Below are 14,115 nucleotides of genomic sequence, written 5' to 3'. Positions count from 1 at the left end.
GGATCTGCGCGGGATCGTTGTTGCCGGTCACGGCTCTCTATGTTGTCATGTGCCGCGTTCGCCCGTTCATTCAGCGTTCCCAATCTGTGATTCTGCTGATGAATCCGCGGCAAATTGGTGGTAACGCGGTTTCGTTTCGTAAACTCATCTGTTGTGCCATTTGTCGACGGGGTCATTGCCCGCATACCCCAACCGTTTCGTGACATCGCTCTGCGTCACAGCGAGCTGATCAAATTCGCGATCGTCGGCGGAACGACCTTCCTCATCGACTCGGGCATCTTCTACACACTCAAGCTGTCGATCCTCGAATCCAAGCCGATCACGGCCAAGATCATCGCCGGCGTCGTCGCGGTGATCGCGTCGTACATTCTCAACCGCGAGTGGTCGTTCAAGAACCGTGGTGGCCGTGAACCAGCGCACGAAGCTGCGCTGTTCTTCATCATCAGCGCCATCGGTGTCGTCATCAGCTTCATCCCGCTGTACATCTCCAGTTACGTCTTCAACCTGCGCGTACCCGAAGTCAGCCTGGCGACGGAGAACATCGCCGACTTCATCAGTGCATATGTCATCGGCAACCTGCTGCAGATGGCGTTCCGATTCTGGGCCTTCCGCAAGTTCGTGTTTCCCGACGAGAATCCGGAACCGCTCGAGCTGTCCGACACCACAGGGTTGCCCGAAACCACAGCGTTATCCGAAACCACAGCGCCTGAGCCGGTAATTCCTGACGCCGAAGAGGAGCTCGGGCACTCCTGAGTTTTCCGTCTGCGCCGGCCTTTCGGTCAGCGCGGTTCGCGGCGCGGAACGACGTCCGCGGTCGGCGCCGTGTTGGCCACCGGCAGGAAGACGGCGAACAAGGCAGGCTTACGCCTCTGCAGTTCCAGTCGGCCCCCGTCGGCTTCGATCAGTGCACGTGCGAGCGCCAACCCGACGCCGGTGGACCCCGCCCCCGAAAATCCTCTGTCGAAGATGTGCGGCGCCAGATCGTTCTCCACACCGGAGCCTTCGTCGGTGACCTCGACGCACACCATCGAGTCACGGCGAGACGAACTGCGACCCGTACCGTCGATCAATCGCACCGACACCGTGCACGTGCCTTCACCGTGTTCGAACGAATTGTCGACCAGAACGGAAACAGCTTCACGCAGACGCGAACCTGTGGTCGCAGCCATCACCGTGCGATCGCCGCGTAGGCGCAGCCTGCGTCCCTCTCCGTCGAACTGAGCCTGCCAGTCGCGAGTCACCTGTTCCAGCTCGCCGACTACCGACACCAGACTCGCCGATGACCCACTGGTGCGCGACGAGCGAATCAGGTCGTCGATTCCGTCGGTGAGCCTGTCCACTTGCGCCATGGCTTCCTCGGCCTCGTTCACGACGTCAGGATCTTCGTGAACGGACAACTCGTCCAGGCGCAGCCGCACTGCAGTCAGTCGACTGCGCAGTTGATGCGAGACATCCGCAACCAGCGCGCGCTCTCGTTGCAGCCGCACCGAAATCTCCACGGTTGCCGCATCGAGGACGTCGGACACGCGGTCGAGTTCGGGGATGTCGTGCCGACGAGGATCCGGCCGGAAGTCGCCTTCGGCGAGGCGCGCCGCCCGGTCGGCCACATCCTGCAGCGGATCGGCAAGCCGACGCGCAGTGACCACAGCAACCACGGTGCCTGCCGTGATGGACAGAAGCACGAGCACGCCGACAGCCATCACCGCCTGCTTCTGCTGGGTGCGCAGGTTCTCCGACGGCACCTCGAGACGCAACGAGCCGGACGTTCCCATCGCGAGCGATTCGACGAGTGCGTTCTTGACCGTCGCCTCACCGACGTCGACGCGTGCAGCGCCGTCGACGACGGTCGGATACACGACGACGAGGCGCCCGTCGTTCGGGGTGAGAACCTTGAGCGAATCGGTGTTCAACGCACCTTCGACGAGTCCGTTCGTCCCCTCTTGCGCGATGACCTCAGCGGCCATCCGGTCGAGGCGCACCCGGAGATCACTTCGCGTCACGTCCTCCACCCAGAGCCACGCCGTGTAGATCAGCGGAACCCCCAGCAGCAACGCCGTCATGATCACGACAGCGAGAATCGACTGCAATATGCGACGCCGCATGCCGGCAGTTCCTGATTCTCGAGAAGTTAGTCGGTGTTGATTCGGAAACCGACACCGCGGACGGTGGCAATCCTGCGTTCCACGGCGGGGCCCTCGTCGCCGATCTTGCGGCGCAGCCACGACATGTGCATGTCGAGCGTCTTCGATCCACGAAGCTCGACGTCGCCCCACACCTCACGAAGGATCGTATCGCGCGAGACCACTTCCCCGGCGTGCTCGAGGAGGACCCGCAGAAGCTCGTATTCCTTGTTGGCCAAGGCGATTTCGGAGCCGTTGACGAGTACGCGTCGTGCCGCGGGCTCGAGCCTGATGCCACCGACCTCGACGATCGTGTCCTCGCGGCCACCGTGGCGACGCAGGAGTGCTCGCACACGTGCCATCAACTCGGCGAGACGAAACGGCTTGCTGACGTAGTCGTCGGCGCCCGCGTCCAACCCGACCACGAAGTCGACTTCGTCGGTCCTGGCGGTCAACATCAGCACGGCGAGCGAGGTGCGATGCGCACGAATCTGTCGGCAGACCTCGAGGCCGTCCATGCCCGGAAGGCCGAGATCGAGAATCAACAGGTCGAAATCACCTTCGAGCGCCTGCTGCAACGCAGCGGGTCCGGTCGGTTCGACCGTCACCGAATACCCTTCACGCCCCAAGGCGCGGGAAAGGGGTGCAGCAATGGCCTCGTCGTCTTCGGCTAGCAATACGGCAGTCACACGAACAGACTACGGACAACACGCCTTTGCACGTTGATTACCAGCCATTTCGATCATTCGGGTCGTCGTTTTCACCTGACGGCCACTGCGGTGCCTGCGATGGTGGCTGCTGCATGGAATCGAAAACCTGGTGATACAGCAGGGCGTGAACGTGCTCGACGTCAGGAATGTCGTCGAACTCGAGCGGATCGTCACTGGCAGATGCGATGACCAGAGTTCCGGTCTTGAGCATTCGATCAATCAGGCCGTGACGGAACTGAACATTGCTGATCCGTCCCATGGGAATGTCGATACCCGTGTGCGTGAGCACTCCGTGGCGGATGAGCACTCGCCGATCGGTGACGATGAAATGCGTGAACTTCCAAACCGTGAAGGGCGCAACCGACCGCCAGGCCACGACACCGAGCCAGATGATTCCGACGGCAATGGACGACACGGTGCGAGCCGTGCCGTCCAATCTCGTCTGTGCGAGGCCCAACAAGAACCCGGCGACGGCCGTCGCAAGTACGAACGTCAGCGCCGGAAGCACCAACATCTTCCAATGAGGATGGCGATGCAGTATCAGTTCCTCGTCCTGAGCGAGGGCGTCTTCGGGATATCCCATGACGGGAAGTCTGCCACCCCGCACCGACTTTCAGGCACACCGACTTTCAGGCACACCCGTCTTCAGGGCAACGCTCAGGGCTGCGCGATCTTTCGCAGCACCAACGGGGTCACGACGATGATGATGCCGTACAGCACCATCCACACGCCGACCACGATGCGGAAGACGTCGAGCGAGAGTTCGGGCTGCAGAAGGACGATTGCACCCGCGACGATGCTGATGACTCCGAGCACGATCGACAGACCGCGATCGACGGTGTGCCCGGACGCCGCGTCGACCAGATCGAGAACGCCACGGAATACCCACCAGGCACCGATCACCAACGCGATCAGAACCACCGTCTGCAAAGGGCTACGGAGAACCAGGAATCCGAGGAGCACTGCCAACGCGCCGGAGATCGCGACGAGCGTGCGAGTTCCACCCGAAGCCGTCACGTCCGCGAACGAACGGATGATCTGAACGATTCCGAATCCGAACAGCTGGATCGCAATGACAACCGCGACCACGAACAGGGTGGCATCCGGCCACGCGAGTACCGCGATACCCAGGCCCAATGTGAGGACACCGAGCAGCACCGTCACGCCGGTGAGTACGCGGCGAGCGCTCTCGGCCGTCTCGGCTTCGGTCGGAACAACGATCGGTGTGGTCATGACGCCCCTAGGCAGCTCGGTAAATCCCGCAGTTGAGTGAAATGAAGGACGGACGGTTGGTTCGAAAACCGGTCCGGGCCAAAAATTAGCACTTTGGTGCCAGAAAATCCGGCAACGTTCACGATTCGGTGACCGGGGCGGCGCGAAGGTGCGTGATATCACCTGCTGCGACCGCAAAGGTCTCCCCATCTGTTCCCTCGATTTCGATGACGACGCGTCCGGAAGTGTCGACGTCGGTCGCGATACCGAACACCTCCTTGTCGCCCGGCAAAACCGCGCGGACTCGTTTGCCCAGCGTCCCGCAGCGCTGCCGGTATTCGGCAGCCAACACAGATGTATCCCATTTCGACGATTCCCAAGCACGGAATTGCGTCGCCAATTCACGGGCGATTGCGCGAACGAGAGTGTCGCGGTCGACAGTCGATGCTTCTTCGATCAGCAGTGACGTAGCGGTCGGGACGGGCAGCTCCTCAACGCCGAGGCTCACGTTCAGCCCGATCCCCACCACCACCGCGGGATCGGGCGCCGTCCTCGCCACCTCGGCCAGAATGCCGGCGACCTTCTTGTCACCGATGAGAACGTCGTTCGGCCACTTGAGTTCTGCGGGTACTTCGGCCACGTTGCGCAGCGCGTCGACGACCGCGATTCCCGACAGTAGCGGGAGCCAACCCATGTCCGCGAGATTCATTCCGGGCATCGACAGCAGAACCGACATCGAGATCTGCGCTTGCGGCGGACTCACCCACGTGCGCGAATGACGGCCACGGGCACTCGCCTGATATTCGGCGATCAGAACGTGACGGTCGGCATCCGGATCTGCCGCTCGCGCAAGGAGATCCGCGTTCGTCGAACCGGTCTCCTCGACAACGTCGAGGCGGTTCCAGAAAACGCGCGCGTCGTCGTTGTCACTGCGCACCAGTGCGCGTCGTAGGGCATTGCCGTCGAGGGGCGGTCGGTTCAAGTCGGTCCACATAGCCCCAGCCTATGACGACAGCGAGAATGTACTGGTCAGTAGCTTGAGCCTGCAAGACAGCGACAATCGGACCTGCCTTCGAAGCCCCCCACGCACTCTCGTTAAGCTCACGTCCATGACCACTGTCCAAGAGCCGAACGCGCCGGAGGCGGCGGCCGCACCCGATATCCACACGACCGCGGGAAAGCTCGCGGACCTGCGGAATCGCCAAGCCCAGGCGCAGGCACCGAGCGGCGAAGCCGCCATCGACAAGGTGCACGCCAAAGGCAAGCTGACCGCCCGCGAGCGCATCACCGCCCTCCTCGACGAGGGCTCCTTCGTCGAACTCGACGCACTGGCACGGCACCGAAGTGTGAACTTCGGTCTCGCTGACAACCGCCCGGTCGGCGACGGCGTCGTCACCGGTTACGGCACCATCGACGGCCGCGACGTCTGTGTCTTCTCACAGGACGCCACCGTTTTCGGCGGATCGCTCGGCGAAATCTACGGTGAGAAGATCGTCAAGGTCATGGACCTCGCGATCCGCACCGGGCGCCCCCTCGTCGGCATCAACGAAGGTGCAGGCGCGCGCATTCAGGAAGGCGTCGTCTCGCTCGGCCTCTACGGCGAGATCTTCCACCGCAACGTCCAGGCCTCGGGTGTCATCCCCCAGATCTCACTGATCATGGGACCCGCCGCCGGCGGCCACGTCTACTCCCCCGCACTGACCGACTTCGTCGTGATGGTCGACGAGACCTCCCAGATGTTCGTCACCGGCCCCGACGTCATCAAGACGGTCACCGGTGAAGACGTCACGATGGAAGACCTCGGCGGCGCTCGCACCCACATGGTCAAGTCCGGCGTCGCCCACTACGTCGCTTCCGGCGAGCAGGACGCACTCGACTACGTCAAGGACCTGCTCAGCTACCTGCCGTCCAACAACCAGGCAGCAGCTCCCCGCGGCGAGATCACCGACCCCATTGTCGGTTCGATCGAAGACAGCCTGACCGCCGAGGACATCGAACTCGACACCCTCATCCCGGACTCGGCCAACCAGCCGTACGACATGCACGAGGTCATTCGTCGCATCCTCGACGACGACGAGTTCCTCGAGGTCCAGGCCGAGCGCGCGATGAACATCATCGTCGGTTTCGGTCGCGTCGACGGACGCTCGGTCGGCATCGTCGCCAACCAGCCCACCCAGTTCGCGGGCTGCCTCGACATCGACGCCTCGGAGAAGGCCGCTCGCTTCGTGCGTACCTGCGACGCGTTCAACGTCCCGATCATCACCCTCGTCGACGTTCCCGGTTTCCTCCCCGGAACCGAGCAGGAATACAACGGCATCATCCGTCGCGGCGCGAAGCTCCTCTACGCGTACGGCGAGGCAACGGTCGGCAAGATCACGGTCATCACCCGCAAGGCTTACGGCGGAGCGTACGACGTCATGGGCTCCAAGCACATGGGCGCCGATGTGAACCTGGCATGGCCGACCGCTCAGATCGCCGTCATGGGTGCATCCGGAGCAGTCGGATTCGTCTACCGCAAGCAGCTTCTCGAAGCCGCGAAGAACGGCGAAGACGTCGATGCACTGCGCCTCAAGCTGCAGAACGAGTACGAGGACACACTCGTCAACCCGTACGTCGCCGCTGAGCGCGGATACGTCGACGCTGTCATTCCTCCGTCGCACACCCGCGGACAAATCGTTTCCGCATTGCGACTGCTAGAGCGCAAGGCCGTTTCCCTTCCGCCCAAGAAGCATGGGAACATTCCCCTATGACCGCAACCACCGAGGACATTCTCAGCGAAGATGTCGCACTGGCGGAGACCGCACCGACCAACGGTGCGGTCGTCGAGGGAACCGCGACGGATGCTTCGCTCACGGAGCTGACCGAGACGTCGACCTCCGACGCGTCGGTCATCAAGATCGTCAAGGGTTCGCCCACGGACGTCGAGATCGCGGCACTGGTCAGCGTGCTTGCTGCGGCTGCCGGCAGCGGTCAAGCTCCCGAGTCGAACGTTCCCGCGGAGACCTGGGGCGATCCGACTCAGTTCCACCGCACGCGTGCGCCGTTCTCGCCGTACGCGTACCTGAACCCCGCGATCCGTCGCAGCTGACGATCACTCTGCTGACGTGACTCAACTGGTTCTAGCTTCAGCGTCCCCGGCTCGCCTCGCAGTTCTGCGGGCGGCCGGGGTTTCGCCGCTTGTGCGTGTCTCCGGCGTCGACGAGGACAAGATCGCCGACAACCTCGGACCCGACGCCGCCCCCGAAAAAGTCGTGACGGTGCTGGCGGAGGCCAAGGCCGCCGAAATCGTCCCCGGCCTCGCCGCCGACAATCTCACCGACGTAGTCGTTGTCGGGTGCGATTCGATGCTCCTGATCGACGGGCAACTTCAAGGCAAGCCGGGCAGCGTCGATATCGCCCGAAAGAGATGGGCCGCAATGGCCGGACGCAGCGCCACTCTCTTGACCGGGCACTGTGTCCTACGCGTCGCCGACGGCCGCATCGTCCGCATGGCCTCGGATCACAGCGCAACAGTGGTTCATTTCGCGCAACCGTCCACCGAGGATCTCGAGGCATACCTGGCAACGGGCGAGCCGCTCCAAGTCGCCGGAGCATTCACGCTCGACAGTCTCGGCGGCTGGTTCGTGGAGAGGATCGAGGGTGATCCCTCGAGTGTCATCGGTATCGGATTACCTTTGGTACGAACACTTCTCGAGCGTGTCGGGGTTTCCGTCTCGGATCTCTGGCGCACGCAGAGCATCTTCTGACGCGTTTTCTCCAAGCACGTTTTCTCCAAGCACCACTGACCAGCCCCGCATCGGGTCCATGCCGATGCGAAGCTGGTCGTTTTTGTTGTCACCGAAAAGGTTTGACCCTTCAGGTTTTGAAGGTGGTGTTCGCCGGCCTCGGTTGCTGTCCGGGGTCGATCGAGGGCGGCGGAATGAACCAGGGTTTGTTGTCGACACCGATCCGAATCGCCCACTTCCCGACGAACCCGGATTTCCGGTGCATCAACCGGTGGTGCGAACGGCACAGCAGGACCAGATTGTTCATCACCGTCGGGCCACCGTTCGCCCAGTGCCGGATATGGTGCGCATCGGTCCACGCCGGTACACATGTGCAACCCGGGAACGCACAGCCTCTGTCTCGGGCAATCAACGCCACTCGCTGTTCGGCGGTCACCAACCTCTTCCCTGGTTTCGCATCGAGCGGCGCGCCGTGATCGTCGAGCAGAACGGTCGACAGGAAACAATCACACCCGAGAAGCCTGGTCTGCGACACCGACAGCGGTCCCAGCCAGGGCATGTGCCCGACATCAAGATCGGACAGCTCCAGTGAGCCGTCATCACCCGAATCCGAAGACTGTGCGGCACAATCCCGATGCTCAGCCAAATCACGAGCATTGATGTGAACATTCACATGCGGACGCTGACCACCATCGGTACCAGTCTTGGCGCAATCGAGATAACGCCGGATCAGTTCGGTGAACCCATCCGCAGTCCGCTTCGCCGCCGACCGAGAATCCGGCGTCCCGTCCGGTGCCGGGGTCAGCATCGTCAGATTCGACAACGCCGACAACAACATTTCCCCGGTGAGGGCATCGAAATCACCACGCACCACCACCCGACCATTGAGCGTCGAAGCAATCCGCAACTCATTGAGATCGACATCCTCGGCGGGCGGAATCTCATCCGATTCGAACAACCGCTCCAACGTCGCGATCACGTTCCGCACCTTCGTCGTCGTCGCCTCCACACCCGACGCAGCAGCGAGCAACAAATCGATGCACTTCGGGAGCGCCTCCTCCGGCATCCCCTTCGGTGGTGATTCACAGAACGCCACGATCAACACGGCATGATCGAAGGAGCAATCCCCGCCATCGAACCGAGCCGCCACCGCCGGAAACGGCCGCAAAGCCGCACCCAACGCGGCGATCTTCTTCCCGTCCCGAACCTGCAACATCGTGTTAGCCGCCAACCACGCACCCACCCCGCGACTGGCGATCACCTGATCATCCGGGCGCATCGAGAGTTCGTCGACCACTGCCACCCGCACAGCCTCGAGACGAAGAATCTCCGCGCTCGCCGACACCGCAGCCGCACGTAACTCAGCAGCAGACAACTGCCACAGACGTCCACGTAACCCCACCGCAGAACCAGACACCACATCCGACAACAAGACACTCATTGAATCCCCCGATCCCCTGCATACAGGGTAATCGAACACCCGTTCGAGTCAAGGGCAATTTTCAGACCGGCGAATTGACCCGCGGCAGAGCAGTCGACGCCAATCCGATACCGAGCGCAATTGCTGCGATGATCGCGAGCACACGGCGCTGCGCTTGGAGAAATGCTTCGCCGGCCGCCGCGCGAGTCGATGCGTACGCGGCATCAACTGCCACCTGAACGGATTGACCCCCGGCACCGGCGGAGCCGTCCCGGCGACATTCCGGCGCCACCTCCATCGGTGTTCCGGATGCCAATTGGCTTGTTGCGCAATCGACAAAGGCCTTTTCGGCGATGTCGATCAGGCCGGGACCAACGCCGGCAGCTTCAAGGTTCGCAACGTACTCGGGCCGCTCCCCCTGCACTGCTTGCGGAGCTTGCCCCGCGACGAGCGAGAAGAACACCACTCCGATCAAGGCCAGTCCGATGGAGCTGCCAACCTGCTGAACGGTAGGAAGCAGTCCCGACACCGAACCCGCGTGCGCGGGTTCGACCGTCGCAAGGATCGCGGTTTGCAGTGGTGCCACGAACAGTCCGAGACCTGCGCCCCCGAGAAGCAGCGGACCGGCGAGCGCGAGCCAGCGTGGATCGGTTCCTTCGCGTTCGAGGATGATCGACAGCGCGATCAGCGAGCCGGCAAAGACGACCATCCCCAGGATCAGAACACGGTTTCCGAGCATCCGGTACACCGCCGATGAGAGAACCGCCGCCACGCCCATTCCGACGGCCCACGGCAGCGTCATGACGCCCGCTCGCAATGCGGAGAACCCGAAGCCGAACTGAAGGGTGAGACTGATGGTGAAGATCAAGGAAGTCAGGGTTCCGAAGAAAACGAACGCAAGAACCGCGCCGATTGTGAAGGCTCGGTCGCGGAAAAGCTCGAGACGAAGGACCGGATCGCCGCCTCGTTTCGCCAAACGCGATTCGTAGAGCACAAACGCCACTGCCACCGGCGCCGACATCGCGAGCATTACGACAAGACCTGTGGGCCATCCGCGCGCCCTTCCCTCGGCCAGGGGAAGGATCAGCAGGAACAGCGCCAGTGATGACAGTGCGGCGCCGATGAGGTCCAGTGAGCGCACATGCTCAGCGCGAGCATCGACGAGATGGAAATATCCGAGAATCAAGGCGGCGATGCCGATCGGGATGTTGACGAAGAAGATCAGGCGCCAGCCCCAGTCGAACAGATTCCACTCGATCAGCAGCCCACCGATCAGAGGCCCACTGACTGTTGCGAGCCCGATGGTCGCACCGTAGATCCCGAAGACTCGCGGATGCCTGGCCTTCGGAAACAGACCCGAGATGATGGCAAACGTCTGGGCTGACATCGAACCGGCCGCCAATCCTTGCAGACCCCGGAAGACGATCAACATCGTCGCGCTCTGCGCGAGCCCGCACAGCAACGAGGCAACCACGAATATGGACAGGGCGGTCAGAAAAACAACTCTACGGCCGAACAGGTCCCCCAGCCGCGCTGCAGTGATCAACGAACACGCGAAAGCCAGGATGTACACGCTGACCATGAGCAACTGCGCCGATACGCCTGCTTGAAGATCGACGGCGATACTCGGAAGCGCGACGTTGACGATGGTCGCGTCGAGCAATTGCATGAATGCCGCCGCCAGACTCGTCGCCAACCCGAGCCAGGGCGTCAGAGAACCAGCTCGCCGCCCGCCCTTGTGGTCGGCGCCGACAGCGTCACCTAAAGGGTCCGGAAGCACCGAATGATCCTAATCGAACACAACGCTTCTAGAACCTGTTCTTGTTTAGATTGTAGTATTTCGGACAATTCAGTCCCCCAGATGGGATAGTTCGTCGTCTGCCCATTTTCAGAGCAGGCTTCTCGACGACACACGCAGGAGTTCTACTCGATGGATCTGAACTTGATCACCCATTGGCACCCGCTTCCTGGGCGGGTAATCGAATGGGGCGTCACGCATGCTTCCGCTCAACGAGCCGCCGAAGCCGAGATCGACCGAGAACTACCCCCGACCACGATGCAGGATCGCCACCTGCGACGCGCCCGCGTCACCGCAGAGAAGGGCGATCCGCAGTCTCCGTGGATCGGTATCGCCTTCGATTTCGCAGGAACACTGGACCGCGACGCCATGACGCGAGCACTTCAGCGCTACATCCGTCGCCACGACACGCTGCACAGCTGGTTCTCGTTCGACGAAGCAACCACCGACGCTGCGGACACCTCGTTCGAGGTCCGTCGACACGTGGTGCCGGTCGAAAGCATCGAACTCGAGTACCGCGTCGGCGACGACGTCTCCGAATCCGAGGCGATCCGCGCACTCGTCGCGACCAAGTTCGCCACCGAAACCAGCGCGCTGCAGTGGCCGGCCTTCGTTTTCGGCGCCGTCGAGCACCACCATGCCGACCTCGAAGCCGATCCGAGCTTCACCCTGTTCCATGCAGTCGACCACGCCCATTCGGACATGAACTCGATGGTGTTGATGTACGCGGAATTGCGTCAGCTCTACGCCGCGGAAACGACCGGATCACATCCCGAACTGGGCCCCGCGGGAAGTTACGCGCAGTTCGGTCGCGTCGAGCGCGCACGGACAACCGAGCTGACGATGCAGTCACCCGAAGTGCACCAGTGGCTCGGTTACCTCATGCGCAGCGGCGGCTCGTTCCCCGGATTTCCGCTCCCGCTCGGGGCCGAAGACGCGCCCAAACCGGCTATCGGTTCACGCTTCGACCTGGCCGACGACATCGAGTGCGAGAAGTTCGGTGCGGTTTGTAAAGCCAACGGCGCCAACTTCATCGGCGGAATGTTCACCGCGCTCGCGATTGCGGAATTCGAACTCGCCGGACGCGACAAGTACATCGCCCTCTCGCCGGTCAGCACACGAACCGAGGCCGACTCGTTTGCGCAGGGCTGGTACATCAACCTGATCCCGGTCGGCATCGACGTCGACGACAAGCGACGCTTCACCGAGTTGGCAAAGCTCGGGCAGCAGGGGTACCACGACGGCAAGGCACTCCTCGATGTCTCTGTGCAGCAGGTCATCGATCTGGTTCTGTCGAGCTTGGCCGAGTCGGATTCCGCACCCGGCGGACTGTCGAAGACGCTCACCCCGCCGCCGATCGTCTCGTACATCGACGGCCGACGCATGCCGGATCCATACAGTTACGCCGAGACGAAGGCAACGGGAATCGTCGGCGGCAAAGAGACTCAGATCGCGTCGATGTGGATCAACCGGATGCACACCGGAACCTGGATCGCCGTGTCTCACCCCGACACCCCCATTGCCCACGAATCGGCCACCCGCTTCGCCGAGCATGTCTCGAAGATCATCAAAACTGTTGCAGCTCAAGGCGACTACTCGTTCGTGGCACCAGAGGGAGTGGCCTGATGCATGTCACCTCGATCGATCGATACGGACTCGACCCCGGAATCGTCACCGAATGGTCGCTTCAGCCCGCGGACGGCGCCGTCACCGAGTCGGAAGTACCACCGTCGTACAACCAGCATTTTCACCTCGAGACTGCGCGAACACACGGCATGGGCCGGAGTGTGTGGATGGCAGCCGCATTCGACCTTCCCGGAGAACTGAATCGGCCTGCACTCGATCTCGCGCTGCGCCTGTTCATCAGTCGCCATGACACTCTGCACACAGGATTCGAGGTGGGCGAGTTCACCACCACCCGAATGGGACTCGATCCAGACGGCACACACATCGAGACTTCGGAACCTCTGAAATTCGATTCGACCGAAGACCTCCGAGCGCATCTCAAGAAGCGATTCACGACGGTATGCGATCCACTGACCTTCCCTGCATACACGTTTGCCACGGTCGAACGCGAAGAGCATTACACGGTCCTGAGCGCGTTCGATCACACACTCGTCGACGGCTACTCGTTGGTCATTGCTCTCGGGGAACTGCGACAGATCTACGAGGGACTGATCGCCCTACCCGATCTGACCGACCACGAGGCCGTCGACGCAGTGATGAGCCGACTGGGTGACCCGGGAAGTTTCGTGCGGTACTGCGAACTGGAGGCAGACGCTCTGCTTCCCGTCGACAACGACCCTCGAATCCGAGAGTGGGCAAGGTTCTACGAGATCTGCGGTGGCACATCACCGAGTTTCCCCTTGGATCTCGGCGTCGAGGGCGGAAAGCCCGCGCCGCAGGGCGCCGATGTGCGCGTGCTGCTCGACGAGGAGTTGACGGCGACGTTCGACGAGATCTGCCTATCCGCCGGCGGTAGCGTGTTCACCGGAATCCTCACTGCGATGGGACTTTCCGTCCACTCGTACACCGGGCAGTCGACGCTTCCGCTGCAATTTCCGCTTCACATTCGCAAAGATCCGCGGTGGGCCGACGCGATCGGCTGGCTCACCACCAGCGCGCCGATCACGGTCCAGATCACTCCCGACGCGGATTTCGGTGCATCCCTTGCACATACGCACGCGTCGTTCCGAGTTGCGTTGACGCTCGAGGGCGTCACCATGGCCCAGGTTCGAGATGCTTTGGGCGACAAGATTCGACGCACACGCACCGACGTCTTCATGGTGTCGTACATCGATTACCGCAAACTACCCGGCACAGACGATCATGATCTCCTCAACGCCCATCACATCAGCAATGTGACGGTCGCCGACGATGCCCAGTTCTGGATTTCGCGAACGAACCGTGGTCTCTCGCTGCGTTCACGCTTTCCCGATACCGAGACGGCAAACGAAACCATGGTGAATTTCCTCACCGAACTCGACCGGATTCTGAGAGAAGTCTGCGCCCGGGGCGTGACGCCGATCGGAAGTGTCACCGAACAATTGAGAGATTCGAGCGTCGGAGCAGGAACACCGAGGATTTAGGGTCGGCAACGGGCACGAGCAGGCAGAACCTGCTTCCGGGC

General features: G+C 62.2%; 13 protein-coding genes. 6 read left to right on the top strand and 7 right to left on the bottom strand.

Features of this window, described 5'->3' with window-relative positions; all coding sequences use genetic code 11:
- Positions 1-153 precede the first annotated feature (153 nt).
- Positions 154-753, top strand: a complete 600-nt coding sequence (locus tag AC1Q6C_RS21090) for a GtrA family protein (protein ID WP_081557655.1) — start codon at positions 154-156, stop codon at positions 751-753.
- A 26-nt stretch (positions 754-779) separates the two neighbouring features.
- On the opposite strand, the gene AC1Q6C_RS21085 is transcribed toward AC1Q6C_RS21090, so the two are convergent.
- From AC1Q6C_RS21085 to AC1Q6C_RS21065, 5 genes are all read right to left on the bottom strand, one after another.
- Complete coding sequence (locus AC1Q6C_RS21085) at positions 780-2,102, bottom strand: sensor histidine kinase (protein ID WP_003940828.1); 1,323 nt, start codon at positions 2,100-2,102, stop codon at positions 780-782.
- A 26-nt stretch (positions 2,103-2,128) separates the two neighbouring features.
- Complete coding sequence (locus tag AC1Q6C_RS21080) at positions 2,129-2,809, bottom strand: response regulator transcription factor (RefSeq protein ID WP_003940916.1); 681 nt, start codon at positions 2,807-2,809, stop codon at positions 2,129-2,131.
- A 37-nt stretch (positions 2,810-2,846) separates the two neighbouring features.
- The gene (locus AC1Q6C_RS21075; RefSeq protein ID WP_003941034.1) at positions 2,847-3,413 is read right to left on the bottom strand and encodes a PH domain-containing protein; all 567 of its coding nucleotides are present in this window, start codon (positions 3,411-3,413) and stop codon (positions 2,847-2,849) included.
- A 74-nt stretch (positions 3,414-3,487) separates the two neighbouring features.
- The gene (locus AC1Q6C_RS21070; RefSeq protein ID WP_003941007.1) at positions 3,488-4,063 is read right to left on the bottom strand and encodes an HdeD family acid-resistance protein; all 576 of its coding nucleotides are present in this window, start codon (positions 4,061-4,063) and stop codon (positions 3,488-3,490) included.
- 118 nt (positions 4,064-4,181) lie between these two features.
- Positions 4,182-5,036, bottom strand: coding sequence for a biotin--[acetyl-CoA-carboxylase] ligase (locus AC1Q6C_RS21065; RefSeq protein WP_003940755.1), 855 nt, complete (start codon positions 5,034-5,036; stop codon positions 4,182-4,184).
- 115 nt (positions 5,037-5,151) lie between these two features.
- Between AC1Q6C_RS21065 and AC1Q6C_RS21060 the strand changes: the two genes are divergently transcribed.
- Genes AC1Q6C_RS21060 through AC1Q6C_RS21050 form a run of 3 tightly spaced genes read left to right on the top strand, consistent with a single transcriptional unit; the run spans position 5,152 to position 7,788 of the window.
- Positions 5,152-6,792 carry an acyl-CoA carboxylase subunit beta gene (locus AC1Q6C_RS21060; RefSeq protein WP_003940853.1) on the top strand — a complete coding sequence of 547 codons (1,641 nt, stop codon included), beginning with the start codon at positions 5,152-5,154 and terminating at the stop codon, positions 6,790-6,792.
- Positions 6,789-7,130: an acyl-CoA carboxylase subunit epsilon gene (locus AC1Q6C_RS21055; RefSeq protein WP_007731147.1), complete on the top strand. Its 342-nt coding sequence runs from the start codon at positions 6,789-6,791 to the stop codon at positions 7,128-7,130. The genes AC1Q6C_RS21060 and AC1Q6C_RS21055 overlap by 4 nt, the downstream gene beginning before the upstream one ends.
- Before the next feature lie 16 nt (positions 7,131-7,146).
- Positions 7,147-7,788: a Maf family protein gene (locus AC1Q6C_RS21050; protein WP_007731146.1), complete on the top strand. Its 642-nt coding sequence runs from the start codon at positions 7,147-7,149 to the stop codon at positions 7,786-7,788.
- 109 nt (positions 7,789-7,897) lie between these two features.
- Here AC1Q6C_RS21050 and AC1Q6C_RS21045 read toward each other — a convergent pair whose 3' ends face one another.
- Positions 7,898-9,208 carry an HNH endonuclease signature motif containing protein gene (locus tag AC1Q6C_RS21045; protein ID WP_492666762.1) on the bottom strand — a complete coding sequence of 437 codons (1,311 nt, stop codon included), beginning with the start codon at positions 9,206-9,208 and terminating at the stop codon, positions 7,898-7,900.
- A gap of 61 nt (positions 9,209-9,269) precedes the next feature.
- A complete protein-coding gene (locus AC1Q6C_RS21040; RefSeq protein WP_058226466.1) occupies positions 9,270-10,967 on the bottom strand; it encodes an MFS transporter in 1,698 nt (565 codons plus the stop codon).
- Between the two features lie 150 nt (positions 10,968-11,117).
- On the opposite strand from AC1Q6C_RS21040, the gene AC1Q6C_RS21035 reads away from it, so the two are divergent.
- Together AC1Q6C_RS21035 and AC1Q6C_RS21030 are read left to right on the top strand one after the other, a co-directional pair.
- Entirely contained in the window at positions 11,118-12,611 is a 1,494-nt protein-coding gene (locus AC1Q6C_RS21035; RefSeq protein ID WP_064112572.1) for a condensation domain-containing protein, read from the top strand.
- Positions 12,611-14,074: a condensation domain-containing protein gene (locus AC1Q6C_RS21030; RefSeq protein ID WP_042449587.1), complete on the top strand. Its 1,464-nt coding sequence runs from the start codon at positions 12,611-12,613 to the stop codon at positions 14,072-14,074. Before AC1Q6C_RS21035 ends, AC1Q6C_RS21030 begins: the two co-directional genes overlap by 1 nt.
- Positions 14,075-14,115 lie beyond the last annotated feature (41 nt).

This window comes from Rhodococcus sp. MT28, from assembly GCF_058792695.1.
Note: the sequence above shows the minus strand (reverse complement) of the source record. Positions and strands in the feature narration are given on the sequence as shown.

Coding starts and splice junctions, on each gene's coding strand:
- AC1Q6C_RS21085 (WP_003940828.1), bottom strand. CDS start 2,102: ATGCGGCGTCGCATATTGCAGTCGATTCTCGCTGTCGTGATCATGACG.
- AC1Q6C_RS21075 (WP_003941034.1), bottom strand. CDS start 3,413: ATGGGATATCCCGAAGACGCCCTCGCTCAGGACGAGGAACTGATACTG.
- AC1Q6C_RS21070 (WP_003941007.1), bottom strand. CDS start 4,063: ATGACCACACCGATCGTTGTTCCGACCGAAGCCGAGACGGCCGAGAGC.
- AC1Q6C_RS21065 (WP_003940755.1), bottom strand. CDS start 5,036: ATGTGGACCGACTTGAACCGACCGCCCCTCGACGGCAATGCCCTACGA.
- AC1Q6C_RS21060 (WP_003940853.1), top strand. CDS start 5,152: ATGACCACTGTCCAAGAGCCGAACGCGCCGGAGGCGGCGGCCGCACCC.
- AC1Q6C_RS21055 (WP_007731147.1), top strand. CDS start 6,789: ATGACCGCAACCACCGAGGACATTCTCAGCGAAGATGTCGCACTGGCG.
- AC1Q6C_RS21045 (WP_492666762.1), bottom strand. CDS start 9,208: ATGAGTGTCTTGTTGTCGGATGTGGTGTCTGGTTCTGCGGTGGGGTTA.
- AC1Q6C_RS21035 (WP_064112572.1), top strand. CDS start 11,118: ATGGATCTGAACTTGATCACCCATTGGCACCCGCTTCCTGGGCGGGTA.
- AC1Q6C_RS21030 (WP_042449587.1), top strand. CDS start 12,611: ATGCATGTCACCTCGATCGATCGATACGGACTCGACCCCGGAATCGTC.